Below are 13760 nucleotides of genomic sequence, written 5' to 3'. Positions count from 1 at the left end.
CAGGTTTTTCCCCGTGAATGACCCTTGGGATACGGGTTGTTATTGCATATCATCGGCGCAGACCCGATCCATCGGGCCAGTTGAACCGAAGAGGCGAATTCCATGATACGAGCGAAAAAACCCTTATTGATGCTTTCCGGCGCATCCCTGTTGCTGGCAACCGCCTGCACCGATCCGGGCTATGTGGGTGGCACAAACCCCAACCAAAAAACCCAGCAGGGGGCGATCATCGGTGGTCTCATCGGTGCCGGGACCGGAGCGATTGTCAGCGACAGCAAGGGGAAGGGCGCGCTGCTTGGTGGCGTACTTGGTGCCGTGGGTGGCGCGGCCATCGGAAACGCGCTGGACCGGCAAGAGGCCGAGTTGCGTCAGCAACTCGACGGCGATGTGCGGATCGTCAACACCGGTGACCGCCTGATCCTGACCATGCCGCAAGACATCCTTTTCCCGGTGGACGGGGCAACAGTGGCCCCCGCGCTGCGTGATGATCTCTTCAAGGTCTCGCAGAGCCTGCAAGCCTATCCCAACACCACGGTGCAGGTCGTAGGCCATACCGACAGCGACGGCGATGCAGGATATAATCAGGGCCTGTCGTTGCGTCGCGCGAATGCGGTTGCGGATGTGCTTGCCAGCGGCGGCGTGCCTTATGGTCGCCTCCGCGCCATTGGCCGGGGCGAGGATCAGCCCGTCGCCTCAAACCTCACAAGCGAAGGCAAGGCGCAGAACCGCCGGGTCGAAATCGTGATCCTGCCCAACGCCTGATCGTGTTTGACTGAAAAGAGGGGGCTGGCGGAATCCCGGTCAGCCCCCTTATTCATTTGACTTGGATGCTTTCGAGATAGGCCATCAACGCTGCAAGCGGGCGCGGTGTGGGTGTGAGAACGCCGTCACCCACATCAAGCGGCACGGTTTCCCCCTCGAGCAGCAGACCGAATTCGGGCATGTCCTGACCCGGAAGTCCGGTGCGGTCATAGCCGTCGATCACCGACAAAACATGGGCGCGGGGGAAAACCGCATCTTTCGACAGTTGCGTCAGATCCGCCGGAGCCGGCGTGAGACCAGACGCCCAAGGGCCGTCCCCCTGCCCGGATGCCCCATGGCATTGGGCACAGTTGGCATTATAAATTCCCGCCCCCTCGCCCGCATCGGGCATGGAGACCGTCGCTGCACAGGCCGCAAGGCCTGCGGCGGTCAGGATTGCCAAGATACGCATCGCTCGCCCCTTTGTTTTCACCAAAGGTAGCAAGAGCACCAAGGCTGCGCAACGGCCCTGATCAGGACAACTCGCCCGACAACCCCTTGTCGATCAGTGCCACAGTTTCCGTCACGCCATAAAGTGCTATGAACCCGCCAAAGCGTGGCCCCTGAGACGCCCCCAAAAGCACCTCGTAGAGCGCCTTGAACCAGTCGCGCAACGGATCGAACCGGTCACGCCCCACGGCATAGACGATGGATTGCAGCGCCTCATCCTCGGCTGGGCCATCATAGGCCAACAGTTGCGTGCGCAGGTCCACCAAGGCCTCACGTTCCAGATCAGTGGGCGCACGGTAAACCTTGGCTGGGGCCACAAAATCCTTGTAGTAGCGCACCGCATAGCCGGCTGCCGCGTCGAGATCAGGATGGGTCTCGGGGCGGGCGTCGGGCGCATAGCGACGGATAAAGCCCCAGAGCGTTTCCTTGTCTTCGGCAGCCGAGACCGAGGCGAGGTTGAGCAGCATCGAGAAGGGCACAACCATCCGGCTCTCGGGCACCTTGCCGCCGTGAATATGCCAAACCGGATTGGCCAACTGCTGCTCTAGCGTCTGTTCGGGATAGGCGCGCAATTGCTGATGATACTCATCCACGGCCCGTGGGATGACATCGAAATGCATCCGCTTGGCGGTCTTGGGCTTTTGATACATGAAATACGACAGGCTTTCGGTGGCGGCATAGGTCAGCCACTCATCAATTGACACACCATTGCCCGAGGATTTCGAAATCTTCTGTCCGCTCTCGTCAAGGAAAAGCTCATAGGTGAAATGCTCTGGCGCGGGTGCGCCGAGCGCACGACAGATGCCATCGTAAATCGGCGTGTTGGTCGAGTGGTCTTTGCCATACATCTCGAAATCAACGCCAAGAGCAGCCCAACGGGCACCAAAATCAGGCTTCCATTGCAGTTTCACATTGCCGCCCGTCACCGGCAGGGTCCATTCGCGCCCCGTCTCATCGTCAAAGGTGATGGTGCCATCCTTGGCGTTCACCTCTTTCATCGGCACATAGAGCACACGGCCCGTTTCGGGGTGAATGGGCAGAAAGATCGAATAGGTCTGCTGCCGCTCTTCACGCAGCGATTTCAGCATGATCGCCATGATCGCGTCATAGCGTTCTGCGGCGCGGCGCAGCACGTCGTCAAACTGACCTGAGCGATAGAATTCCGTGGCCGAATAGAACTCATAGTCGAACCCAAAGGTATCGAGGAACCGCCGCAGCATGGCGTTGTTATGGTGGCCAAAGCTCTCATGCGTGCCAAAAGGGTCTGGCACAGAGGTGAGAGGCTTTTGAAGATGCTCCATCAGCATTTCACGGTCAGGCACATTGCCCGGCACCTTGCGCATGCCATCAAGATCGTCGGAAAAGCAGATCAACCGTGTCGGAATGTCGCTTATCACCTCAAAGGCACGGCGGATCATCGTCGTGCGCAGCACCTCGCCAAAGGTGCCGATATGCGGCAGGCCAGAGGGGCCATAACCGGTCTCGAACAGCACGTAACCCTTTTCCGGCGGTGCCTTTTCATAGCGCTTGAGCACGCGGCGCGCCTCTTCAAAAGGCCAGGCTTTCGAATTCATGGCGGCATCGCGCAATTCGGACATCGGTCACACTCCAGGTTTCAGCCCGCCGAAATCCCGGCAAAGCATCTGCGCTTCCTATTGCCGGGGGGCGTGACAGTCAATATTCTGCACCGCAACATAGCCCCGCGCGAAAGGCCCGCACATGTCAGAACCGATGCCCCACCCGCTTACACCGCAAGATTGCCTTGTGGCGGTGATGATCGCCGTCTCGGCCTCGGATGAGGATATGCGCACCGCTGAACTCATCAAGATCGAAAGCACGGTGAATAACCTGCCGATCTTTGCCGACTATGATCTGGATCGGCTCAGGTTGATGTCGCAAACCGTGCTCGACCTTTTTACGGTCGAAGACGGTCTGGATGCGCTCTTTGGTCTTGTGCGTGCGAACCTGCCCGAACGGCTGTTCGAGACAGCCTATGCGCTTGCCTGTGATGTGGCTGCGGCAGATGGGACACTGAACGAGCGCGAGTTGCGCCTGCTCGAAGAAATCCGCTACGAGCTGACCATCGACAGGCTGCATGCCGCCGCCATCGAACGGGGCGCACGGGCACGGCACATGCTCGCGTAAGCCAGTTCAACGTGCCGCGCCGCGAAGTGGCGGCGTTCCTGCCCGCCGCAGGATAACACCCAGACGGGCAAAGCTGTTCTTAGCGGAAACCGCCTCTTTTTCGGCCAGAAACCCGTCAAGCTCGGGCCAGATCCGTATCGCCTGATCGAGTTCGGGATCGCTGCCCTCGGCATAGAGGCCTGCCTTTATCATGGTCTCAGACCGGGCATAATTGCCCAAAAGGCTGCGCGTTCGTGAAATCAGGGTGTTTTCTTCATCCGTTGCGGCGCGCGGCAGGCTCCGCGACACGGAACGCAAAAGATCGATCGCCGGATAGCGCCCGCGCTCCGCGATCTGACGATCCAGCACCACATGCCCGTCAAGCACGCCGCGCAAAATGTCGGCAATCGGTTCCTCCATATCCGAGCCAGCGACCAGAACGGTCAGAAGCGCGGTGATATCGCCGGCCCCGTCCTCGCCCGGGCCCGCCCGCTCGCAAAGCGACATGATCAAATGCGAGGTTGAGGCCGGAAAGCCGCGCAGCGCAGGCATTTCCCCCGCCGCCGTCGCCACCTCGCGATGCGCCTCGGCAAAGCGCGTGATCGAATCGGCAAGGAACAGCACTTGCTGACCCTGATCGCGGAAAAACTCGGCCACGGCCATTGCCGTCCAGGCACAACGGCGGCGAACAAGCGGCGAGCGGTCCGAGGTGGCGGCGACGATCACCGCGCGGCGCATACCCTCAGGCCCCAGCACATGCTCGACGAATTCGCGCAACTCGCGCCCGCGCTCGCCGATCAGAGCGATCACAACAACATCGGCCTGCATGTGCCGCGCCAGATGCCCCAGCAGCATGGTTTTACCAACGCCTGACCCGGCAAAAAGGCCCACGCGCTGTCCGCGCACGATGGGCAGCACCGTGTTAAAGGCCGCCATTCCAGTTTCCAGCCGCGCGCCCAGCGCGCGCCGCCGCGCCGGGGCCGGGGGCTCTGCGCGCAACGCCCGTGTCTCGGCCCCACGCAAAAGAGGCCGACCATCGAGCGGTGCACCAAAGGGATCAATGATCCGACCCAACCAGCCGTGTGACGGCGCGATGGCCTCTGCCTGCCCCAGAATCACACGGTCCCCAAGGGCAACCCCCTCGGGGCTGGACTCAGGCAAGACCATCACAGAAGCCGCCTCAAGCCGGATCACCTCGCCAGAGAGCGGCGCACCAGACCGGCGGCGAATGTCCACCCTGTCTCCTAGCCGTGCCTCAGAAGACAGGCCACTGATCCGCAAGGTATTTCCTTGCACCGCGCTTACCCGGCCTATCACCCGCGACAGACGCAGCGAAGAAAGTTCCGCCCGCAACGCCGCCATGTCCTGTCTCTGCATCGCCTGCTCCAATCATGATCCCGCAAACAATTTCTAAAGGAATCAGGGTTAAGCCTTGGTTGAAGCCACTCGAGGGAGAAGCCCCGATGTTTGAAAAGATGGAAGTATTTCGCATGGCTCATGCGTTGGCGCAGCACGCGGGTGCCCGTCAGGCGCTGGTGTCGCAGAATATGGCCAATGCAGATACGCCGGGCTATGCCGCGCGCGACATCGCAGATTTTGCGGTGGTCTACGCCTCTGATGACGGGGGACAGATGCCGCGCGCGACACGGAGCGGGCATATGCTCGGCCATGAAACGCGCCTTGATTTTGCTGTTGCCAAAGACAGGGATGCCGTCGCGGACCCCAATGGCAACTCGGTCACGCTTGAGACCGAAATGCTGCGCGCGGTGGATGTGAAACGCCAACACGACCGCGCGCTCGCGATCTACAAATCCTCGCTCACCGTGCTGCGCGCGGCGATCGGGCGGCGATAGGGGCGGAAGATGAGCGATTTTTCCAACGCCCTTTCGGTTTCAGCCAGCGGGCTCAAGGCTCAGGCGCAACGTCTGCAGCATGTGTCCGAGAATATCGCCAATGCCGACACGCCCGGCTATCGCCGCAAAACCGTATCGTTCGAGACGACCCACGCCGGGACCGGGACCGCTGGCGCCGTCACGGTGAGCCGGGTCCACCTTGATCAGAGCGCCCCACAGCGGATCTACGATCCCAGTCACCCGCTTGCGGATGAAACCGGGCATTACCAAGGGTCCACGGTCGATCTCATGATCGAAATCGCCGACGCACGCGAGGCGCAGCGCAGCTACGAGGCCAATCTAAAGATGTTTGATCAGGTGCGGCAGATGTCTGCCGGGCTGATGGACCTGTTACGCCGATAAAGGAGATCCAGAATGGATATTACCGGATTGAATACCGCCCAGAAATACTCTGCCGCCCGCATGGCGACCGAACCGGCCGCCAGTCACAATGCGGCGGGCAGCGCCTTTCAGACCGTGGCCAAGGATTTTGCCGCCACCCTCTCAGAGGGCGAAACCCTCGCCAAAGCGAGCATGATCGGCAAGGCTGATCCACATTCTCTGGTGCAGGCGCTTGCGCAGACCGAACTCGCGGTTGAGGCCGCCGTCACGGTGCGCGACCGTGTGGTGGAGGCCTATCAGGAAATCCTCCGCATGCCGGTCTGATCCGATGCTCAACGAGCTCCTGTTCTTTGACACGTTGCGCGAATCCCTTTGGATTTCGGTGATTATCTCTTTTCCGATCCTTGCGGTGGCGCTTCTGGCGGGCCTCGTGGTGGGGCTCTTTCAGGCGCTCACCTCGATTCAGGAACTGACCCTGACCTTTGTTCCCAAACTGGGCGCGATCATTGTCGTGTTCTGGATCACCATGGGCTTCATGACGCAAACGCTGGTCACCTTCTTTCAGGACCGGCTCATCCCGATCATCACAGGAGGCTGAGATGGAAAGCGCGGGCTACACAACCCTCACCCGGCAATCCGGGCTCTTGCGCGAATTGCAGGTCGTGGCCAACAACATCGCCAATGCCGCGACCACCGGCTATCGCCAAGAGGGGCTGATCTTTTCCGAATTCGTCAAACGCACCGAAGGCGGCCCCTCTCTTTCGATGGCGCGGGGTAATGTGCGGATGACCTCCACGCTCCAAGGGCCGCTCACCCCTACGGGCGGCATGCTTGATCTAGCGATTGAGGGAGACGGGTTTTTCCTGATCGAGACCCCGGCAGGCGAGCGGCTGACGCGCGCGGGCAGCTTCACACTCTCGGCGCAAGGCGATCTGGTCACGCCGGATGGCTTTCGCGTGCTGGATGCAGGCGGGGCGCCCGTGTTCATTCCCCCTGACGCCAGCAGTATCGGTCTCTCTCCCGACGGCACGCTCAGCGACAATGGCCGCCCGCTGGCCCAGATTGGCCTTGTGCGCCCCATCGATAGGGTTGGCATGATCCGCGAGGATGGCGTGATGTTCCATGCCGATGGCGGGTTCGAACCGGTCGAAGAAGGGGTCATTCACCAGGGATTTCTGGAGGGGGCCAATGTCGATCCCATCGGCCAGGTCGCCCGCATGATCGAAGTGCAGCGCGCCTATGAAATGGGCCAGAGCTTTCTCGATACCGAACATGAGCGCGTGACCTCCGCGCTCGATTCCCTCATCCGTTAACTCAGGAGCGCGTCATGCATATCCTCAAGATCGCCGCCACCGGAATGGCCGCCCAGCAAATGCGGGTCGAAACGATTTCGAACAATCTCGCCAACATGTCGACCACCGGCTACAATGCGCGCAGGGCAGAATTCGCGGATTTGCACTATCAGCAACTCGCGCGCGCTGGCACCATCAATGCGGCCGATGGCACGGTTTTGCCCACCGGCGTGCAACTGGGCCTTGGTGTGCGCCCATCGGCGATTTCCGTACAACTGGCCCAAGGGTCGCTGACCCAGACCAATGGCGATCTCGATCTCGCCATCGACGGGGGCGGCTATCTGGAGGTCCGATTGCCCTCTGGCCAGTCCGGCTATACCCGCGACGGGGCGCTCAAACGCTCGGCGGATGGGGTCATCGTCAATTCCGAGGGCTTTCCGATCGCCCCCGAGATTACGATCCCCGAGGATGCCCGCAGCATCACCATCAACGCCGAAGGCGAGGTTTTCGCCTTTTTCCAAGACACCGCCGAGGCGCAGCAACTGGGGCAGATCGACCTTGTCGGCTTTACCAACCCCAAGGGGCTAGAGGCGATCGGCGGCAATCTTTTCGTCGAAACCGAGGCCTCTGGCCCCGCGAATGTCACCACCGCCGGACAAGATGGTTTGGGCACGCTGCGCCAAGGCTATCTGGAAGACAGTTCCGTCGATCCGGTGCGTGAGATTACCGAGTTGATTGAGGCCCAAAGAGGGTATGAGCTGAATGCCAAGGTCATCACCGCCGCTGACCAGATGCTCAGCGCCACAACACAGGTGCGGTGATGCGGTCTCTGGCTTTTATGCTCGGCATTTTTCTCAGCGGACCGGCTTTGGCAGATGTCATCCTCGCCACCCGCACAATCCGCCCACAAGAAATCCTTGGTCCGGCCGATCTCTTGTTGCAACAGGGCGAGGGCCACAGCGATGTGGCGCTAGAGGACCTGATTGGGCAAGAGGCGCGCGTCGCCCTCTATCCGGGTCGTCCGGTGCGCCAAGGCGATGTCGGGCCCCCCACCGTAGTCGAGCGCAATCAGGTCGTCCCACTGATCTATCTGCGTGGCGGCCTGGAGATCATGACAGAAGGCCGCTCGCTCGACCGAGCCGGGATTGGTGATCATGTCCGCGTGATGAACCTTGCGTCGCGCGCCACTGTCTCGGGGCGCGTGACGGCAAACGGCCAGATACTCGTGTCGCAATAGGAGCCACCATGACTGCCTTGCGTCTCAATTTAATCTTTGTCGTGGTTCTGCTGGCCGCCTCCTGCGCGCGGCTCGACCATCTCGGGAAACCGCCAAGTTTCACCCCGACCATGAACTCCACCGAACAGCTTGCCATGCTTGATCCGGGCCTGCCGCGCAGCACCGCGCAGAACGCCCCGTTTCAACAAGCCTCGCTCTGGAGCGGTGGCAAGCAATCCCTTTTGGGCGACCGGCGCGCAGCGCAGCGTGGCGATATCATGACGGTGGTCATTGAAATTGACGAAGAGGCGCAGATCTCGAACTCCACATCGCGCTCTCGGGACGGGTCCGAGAGCCTCGCGATCCCGGATCTCTTCGGCATCCCCCAACGGATCAACCGCAACCTGCCTGAAGGGGCCAGTCTTGACCGCGCGGCGGGTCTCAATTCAACCAGCCAATCCGGCGGAGAAGGCTCGGTCAGCCGGAGTGAAGAGCTGACCCTGCGCGTGGCCGCAACCGTGATGCAGGTTCTGCCGAACGGGGTACTTGAAATCCAAGGCTCTCAAGAGGTGCGGGTCAATTTCGAGTTGCGCGAATTGCTGGTGTCCGGATTCGTGCGGCCCGAAGACATCTCGCGCCAGAACGAGATCACCTATGACAAAATCGCCGCCGCCCGGATTTCCTATGGTGGGCGCGGCCAGATCACCGATGTTCAACAACCCAGGATCGGTCAGCAGTTGCTCGATGGCCTTCTTCCCTTCTGAAAACCAAAATCAGGACCTATCATAATGCTTGCGAAAATGCTTCCTCTGTTCTTGCTTGTGATTGGCTTGGCTGCGGGGGGCGGGGCAGGCGTTTTGCTCAAGCCTGAGCCAGAGAGCGCGCAGGCGGAACACCCATCCGAACCAACCACGGATCACGCAACACCGCGACCAGAGGCCCACAAAGGCAGTGAAATCGTAAAGCTGAACAACCAGTTCGTCATCCCACTGGTTGCCAAAGACAGGATAAACGCACTTGTGGTGCTGTCACTCAGCATAGAAACCACCGCAGGTCGCACAGCCGAGGTCTATGACCGAGAGCCAAAGCTGCGGGATGTTCTGTTGCAGGCACTTTTCGATCACGCCAACAGAGGCGGTTTTCAAGGGGAATTCACCAAGGCTCGAAACATGGATGTACTGCGTGCAGCGCTCGGCGACGTGGCGCAAGAGGTGTTGGGGGATGCTATCCTGGGCGTTCTGATCACGGAAATCGCACGACAAGACGTCTAGGCGGCGGCGGTCAGTCCGGAGGCATCTGTTGGAGTCGCGCAAGGCTTTCCGAGAGCGCAGCTTGCGCCTTAGCGCGCGCTTGCACGGTGCGGTGCCTTTCCTCTTGAGAGAGCTGCGCCGCCGCTTGGTACTTGCCAAAGCTGCGGCGCAGCTCTCGGCTTAGTTGTCCTTTGCTCCCCAGAACGCGTGCCAGGTCGGAATGCAGGCGGGCCTTGCTTTGCCCGATCCAACCCTGCCATAAAAGATCTGCGCCAACCGCACGGTATCCGCTCGCATCGCCTTGGGGCATATCTTGCGTAGCGCCGCGCATAGTCTCAAGCTGGCTAAGGTCTGCACGCAACCGTGCCTCCTCTGACAGTATCCGCTGCATCTTGGCCGAGGCCGCACGATAGAGCGCGTCAGTCAAGGCCACCATATCTGCATGGCTTCGAGCGGTCACCCAAAACTCCTTGCCTTGCGGCGCATGTCTTCGGAAAAACGGATGGCGACGGCCACAGCCGCATAATGCGTTGGATCGATTTCACGGCCGATTTCTGTCGTGGCATGCAGCGCGCGCGCTGTTGGCGCATCCTCAAGGATGGGCACACCACTTTCTCGGGCGAGATCGCGGATTGCGAGCGCTATATGATCCATGCCTTTGGCCACACAGGTTGGCGCAGCCCCCGGTTTGCGGCTCCATTTCAGGGCCACTGCAAAATGAGTGGGATTGACGATGACCACATCCGCCGTTGGCACATCGGCCATCATCCTGCCAGATGCCAACTCCATCGCGCGGCGTCGGCGCTGCTGTTTGACCGCGGGATCGCCGTCGTTCTGCTTCAACTCATCGCGAAGGTCCTTGTGAGACATCCTCTGACGCCGCAAATGATCGAAATACTGCCAGAGATAATCAAGACCGCCGATTGCGAGCGAGATGAGTAAAACAATAATCATGAACTCGATGATCAATTTGCCCATCACCGCCCCGATGATCGGGGCCTCTGCATGCAATGTGCTCATCATTTCAGGTAGCCGATAGGTCAGAAAACCCCCAAGCAAGAGGCTGTACAGAAACAATTTCCCAAAGCTCTTGGCAAATTCGAAGAGCCCCGTTGCCCCGAACTTGTTCTTTGCGTTCTCAACCGGATTGATGCGCGATACCCTGGGTTCGATCTTGGTCGGAGCCACGACAAAAGCGCGCTGTGCGATCACGGCCGCAAGTGCCATAACCATTGGCAAAAGTAAAAAGAGGGACAGGCCGAATACGATCTGTGCCGCTATTCCACCCAGCGCGGAGGCGCCCAGCCCGCCTTGAAATATGAGCTTGGCCAACTGGTCTGAGTGTTCGACCAAAGTCATGAGGTTGGCTCCGACTGTCTCAACAGGCGTGCCACTTGCAAGACTGAGGGCCAGCAATAACCCAGCGTAGGTTCCAACAGTGTTGAGATCGGCAGAGCGCGCAAACTCTCCCTTTTTGCGGGCCTCGTCCAGCTTGTGCTGTGTTGCCTCTAGCGTCTTGTCAGAGTCGTCGTTTTGCTCGGCCATCGTCACCCTCCAAACGGGTTTGTGACAAAGCTTTGAAATGCTCCGAGCCAAACCACCAGCATCGTGGGCACCACGAGCATCAACAGAAAGAGGGTAAGGGCCATGGCAGCCGGGGCGCCGACGAGAACAACCATCAACTGGGGCATCGCCCGATTGATTATGCCCAACGTCAGATTATACAACACCGAAACAAGCACAAAGGGCGCAGCAAGAGAAAAGCCGAAAGAGAACGCCTGCGCGATCCGGGCAACTCCCCATTGCGACAGGGTGCCAACGTCTGGAAACTCCGCGACTGGAAATATCCCGTAGCTGAGCACAATCATCTCAGCCAAACGCACATGGACGCCCATAATCATCATCAGGGCCACCGCGCCAGTTGCGAGAAGGTGACCAATGGCCGGAAGCGGCGTCTGACTGGCATTTCCGAGGATTTGCGCCAATGAGGTCGACTGCGCCGCAATCGACCCCGCCATTTGTAAAGCCATCAGAAAGAGCCGCAGAGCAACGCCCAGGGCAAGGCCGACAATCGTCTCGGACAGGATCAAACCTACCGTCGGTGCCCGAGCATGATCTGCCAGATCAGGCGATAGGACCGGTGTCACGATCAGTGTAAAGGCGATGACAAGAACCAGCTTGATCCGCATCGGGACGGAGGATTCGCCGAACCCTGGCAAGAGCCCGATGATCGGTGCGACCCGCAGAAATACGGCTGCGTGCAACCAAAGCATCTCGATCGACAGATCAAAGACCTGAGCGAGAGGCGTCATGCGCGCACCACGCCGACTAGCGATGGCTTGGCCTCGAATCCTATTTCTTCAAAGCTGAGAACGGGAACGTTGACATTCCTTGCGATCAAAAGTGTGCGCAGAAATCGGCGCCGCAAAGACGATGTGACCAGGGCGGGCGAGAGCCCCCTTTCTCCGGCCAGTTGCACCTGCTCGGCGACCCCGGCCGTGAGCGTGCTGAACTGCTCCGGCGGCAAGGCAACGTCGGAGCGACCACGCTCGCCGCTCATCTCAAAAGCGGTGAATGTATCCTCCCACTCCGGTGCAAGCTGGATCAGGGGCAAGCTGCCGTCGGGGCGTTGCAGGCCGGCCACCAACTGAAACCCAAGCCTCTGGCGCACATGCTCACAAATGGCCTCAGGCTGCGGCCCAAACTGCCGGTTTTCAGCAATGCTCTCAAGGATCAACGGCAGATTTCGGATCGAGACTTGCTCCGCGAGCAACAGACGCAGGACCGCATGCAAGAGATCCGGTGCAACACGATCCGGGATCATGTCCTCGAGCAGTTTGCGGTTGGCCTCAGACCTGCCTCTGTCAGAGAGATTGACCATCTCGTCGAGCAGGCGGCGCATGGCCTTCATTGTCAGCAACCGGCTCAGATTGCGGCGGATCACCTCTAGAAGATGGGTCGCAAGCACCTCTGGGGGTGCCACCAGAGTGGCCCCGGACAGCGCCGCACGATCCTGCTCCGAAGCCGGAATCCAACGTGCCGGGGCACCATACACCGGCTCTTTGACCGTCTCACCTGGGGCAAGGGCCGGATACTGGTCGGGGTCGAGGGCAAGAAGGTGATTGTCCCTCAGAAACGCCCGCGCGCGTTCCACCCCCTGAATGCGTATAACGTAGCTGCCTGGTGGCATACCCGGATCGTCGGTCAATCGGATATCCGAGAGGATAACCCCATATGTTGTCGCAACATACTGGCGCATGTTGGTGATGCGCGCCTCAAGGCCGGCACCGGGATCAAGCACCATGTTGACAAGGTCCGGGGCAAATTCCACGTGAATGTCATCCAGTTCCAGAATGTCGCCCATTGACCTGATCGGCGCGCTCACGGGAAGGGTGTCTTCTTGCGATGAGGCGGGGTTCGCGCCCCGACTGCGATGGCTGGCATAAGCCAGAGCGGCCAATCCGACGCCACCGAGGAGGAACGGCACAAACGGCAGGCCCGGCACGAGCGCAAAAAGCCCCATCAAGACAGCGACTGTCGCCAGCGCCGTCGGATGACGCCCGATCTGCTCGGAAATCGCCAGATCCGCCGCGCCTTTATTGCCGCCCCGCGCCAGTAGCAGCGCCGCAGCGATCGAGATGATGACAGCCGGAATCTGGGTAACCAGCCCGTCACCGATTGTCAGGATCGTATAGGTTTCAAAGGCTTTACCGATCGGCATGTCATGGAGCGTGATGCCGATCACAAGACCGACGAGAAAGTTCAGAAGCGTGATCAAAAGGCCCGCAACCGCATCCCCTTTGACGAATTTTGAGGCCCCATCGAGCGATCCAAAGAAAGTGGTTTCCTGTTGTTCCTGCTCTCGCCGCTCTTTGGCCTCCTGATGATTGATGGCACCCGCCGACATGTCACTGTCAATGGCAAGCTGCTTGCCGGGCATTGCATCAAGGGCAAAGCGTGCACCAACCTCTGCCATGCGCGCGGCACCTTTGGTGATCACCAGAAAGTTGACGATCAAAAGCACGAGAAACACGACAAGACCCAAAAGAACATTGCCGCCGATGATGAAATCGGCAAACCCCTCGATCACCTGTCCTGCGGCATCGGTGCCGGTATGGCCTTGTCCGATGATCAGCTTGGTCGAAGAAACATTGAGCGCCAGGCGCAGCATCAGCGATGCAAGGAGGATGGTTGGAAATGCGGAAAAATCGAGCGGCCGATCGATAAAGAGCGTGATCGTAAAAATCAGGATTGCGAGCGCAAAAGATGCCGCCAGCCCGACATCAAGCAGCCATGCCGGAACGGGCAGGATCATCATCACGATCACGGCCATAAGCGCGAGCGCCAGCAGGACCGTTGGTTGAAACACCGACTTGATGGAAAGACCGCCCAT

Annotated in this window: 18 protein-coding genes; 11 read left to right on the top strand and 7 right to left on the bottom strand. The window is 60.0% G+C overall.

The window, feature by feature from the left end:
* The first annotated feature begins 102 nt into the window (after positions 1-102).
* Positions 103-762, top strand: a complete 660-nt coding sequence (locus tag ACLGGT_RS08905) for an OmpA family protein (protein ID WP_081507036.1) — start codon at positions 103-105, stop codon at positions 760-762.
* A gap of 52 nt (positions 763-814) precedes the next feature.
* Here ACLGGT_RS08905 and ACLGGT_RS08900 read toward each other — a convergent pair whose 3' ends face one another.
* Together ACLGGT_RS08900 and ACLGGT_RS08895 are read right to left on the bottom strand one after the other, a co-directional pair.
* On the bottom strand, positions 815-1213 hold the full coding sequence (locus ACLGGT_RS08900; protein WP_219435579.1) for a c-type cytochrome: 399 nt from the start codon (positions 1211-1213) through the stop codon (positions 815-817).
* 61 nt (positions 1214-1274) lie between these two features.
* Positions 1275-2849 (bottom strand): lysine--tRNA ligase, encoded by a 1575-nt coding sequence (locus ACLGGT_RS08895; RefSeq protein WP_375554354.1) that lies wholly within the window; start codon positions 2847-2849, stop codon positions 1275-1277.
* Between the two features lie 121 nt (positions 2850-2970).
* Between ACLGGT_RS08895 and ACLGGT_RS08890 the strand changes: the two genes are divergently transcribed.
* Positions 2971-3396, top strand: a complete 426-nt coding sequence (locus ACLGGT_RS08890; protein ID WP_008281479.1) for a tellurite resistance TerB family protein — start codon at positions 2971-2973, stop codon at positions 3394-3396.
* A 6-nt stretch (positions 3397-3402) separates the two neighbouring features.
* Here ACLGGT_RS08890 and ACLGGT_RS08885 read toward each other — a convergent pair whose 3' ends face one another.
* Positions 3403-4752, bottom strand: a complete 1350-nt coding sequence (locus ACLGGT_RS08885; RefSeq protein WP_037297897.1) for a FliI/YscN family ATPase — start codon at positions 4750-4752, stop codon at positions 3403-3405.
* An 86-nt stretch (positions 4753-4838) separates the two neighbouring features.
* Here ACLGGT_RS08885 and ACLGGT_RS08880 point away from each other — a divergent pair, with 86 nt between their 5' ends.
* From ACLGGT_RS08880 to ACLGGT_RS08840, 9 genes are read left to right on the top strand one after another with little or no spacing between them, the layout of a single operon-like run.
* Positions 4839-5228, top strand: a complete 390-nt coding sequence (locus ACLGGT_RS08880; RefSeq protein WP_081507039.1) for a FlgB family protein — start codon at positions 4839-4841, stop codon at positions 5226-5228.
* 9 nt (positions 5229-5237) lie between these two features.
* Positions 5238-5630 (top strand): flagellar basal body rod protein FlgC, encoded by a 393-nt coding sequence (gene flgC / locus ACLGGT_RS08875; RefSeq protein ID WP_437195751.1) that lies wholly within the window; start codon positions 5238-5240, stop codon positions 5628-5630.
* Positions 5631-5642: 12 nt separating this feature from the next.
* On the top strand, positions 5643-5933 hold the full coding sequence (fliE, locus tag ACLGGT_RS08870) for a flagellar hook-basal body complex protein FliE (protein WP_437195750.1): 291 nt from the start codon (positions 5643-5645) through the stop codon (positions 5931-5933).
* 4 nt (positions 5934-5937) lie between these two features.
* Positions 5938-6207, top strand: coding sequence for a flagellar biosynthetic protein FliQ (locus tag ACLGGT_RS08865; protein ID WP_437195748.1), 270 nt, complete (start codon positions 5938-5940; stop codon positions 6205-6207).
* Position 6208: 1 nt separating this feature from the next.
* Positions 6209-6922 (top strand): flagellar hook-basal body complex protein, encoded by a 714-nt coding sequence (locus ACLGGT_RS08860; RefSeq protein WP_008281473.1) that lies wholly within the window; start codon positions 6209-6211, stop codon positions 6920-6922.
* Between the two features lie 14 nt (positions 6923-6936).
* On the top strand, positions 6937-7722 hold the full coding sequence (gene flgG, locus ACLGGT_RS08855) for a flagellar basal-body rod protein FlgG (RefSeq protein ID WP_008281472.1): 786 nt from the start codon (positions 6937-6939) through the stop codon (positions 7720-7722).
* Positions 7722-8138, top strand: a complete 417-nt coding sequence (flgA, locus tag ACLGGT_RS08850) for a flagellar basal body P-ring formation chaperone FlgA (RefSeq protein WP_081507042.1) — start codon at positions 7722-7724, stop codon at positions 8136-8138. Before flgG ends, flgA begins: the two co-directional genes overlap by 1 nt.
* A gap of 8 nt (positions 8139-8146) precedes the next feature.
* Entirely contained in the window at positions 8147-8881 is a 735-nt protein-coding gene (gene flgH / locus ACLGGT_RS08845; protein ID WP_008281470.1) for a flagellar basal body L-ring protein FlgH, read from the top strand.
* 24 nt (positions 8882-8905) lie between these two features.
* On the top strand, positions 8906-9388 hold the full coding sequence (locus ACLGGT_RS08840; protein ID WP_437195745.1) for a flagellar basal body-associated protein FliL: 483 nt from the start codon (positions 8906-8908) through the stop codon (positions 9386-9388).
* 10 nt (positions 9389-9398) lie between these two features.
* On the opposite strand, the gene ACLGGT_RS08835 is transcribed toward ACLGGT_RS08840, so the two are convergent.
* From ACLGGT_RS08835 to flhA, 4 genes are read right to left on the bottom strand one after another with little or no spacing between them, the layout of a single operon-like run.
* Positions 9399-9827, bottom strand: coding sequence for a hypothetical protein (locus tag ACLGGT_RS08835; RefSeq protein ID WP_254700074.1), 429 nt, complete (start codon positions 9825-9827; stop codon positions 9399-9401).
* Positions 9824-10912 carry an EscU/YscU/HrcU family type III secretion system export apparatus switch protein gene (locus tag ACLGGT_RS08830; RefSeq protein ID WP_081507044.1) on the bottom strand — a complete coding sequence of 363 codons (1089 nt, stop codon included), beginning with the start codon at positions 10910-10912 and terminating at the stop codon, positions 9824-9826. Before ACLGGT_RS08830 ends, ACLGGT_RS08835 begins: the two co-directional genes overlap by 4 nt.
* Before the next feature lie 2 nt (positions 10913-10914).
* Positions 10915-11679, bottom strand: a complete 765-nt coding sequence (locus ACLGGT_RS08825) for a flagellar biosynthetic protein FliR (RefSeq protein WP_219435584.1) — start codon at positions 11677-11679, stop codon at positions 10915-10917.
* Positions 11676-13760: a flagellar biosynthesis protein FlhA gene (gene flhA, locus ACLGGT_RS08820; RefSeq protein WP_437195744.1), complete on the bottom strand. Its 2085-nt coding sequence runs from the start codon at positions 13758-13760 to the stop codon at positions 11676-11678. Before flhA ends, ACLGGT_RS08825 begins: the two co-directional genes overlap by 4 nt.

Source organism: Roseovarius sp. MS2, from assembly GCF_051447875.1.
In the GTDB taxonomy this organism is placed as follows: Bacteria; Pseudomonadota; Alphaproteobacteria; order Rhodobacterales; family Rhodobacteraceae; genus Roseovarius; species Roseovarius mucosus_A.
This window is presented reverse-complemented; position numbering and strand designations above follow the sequence as displayed.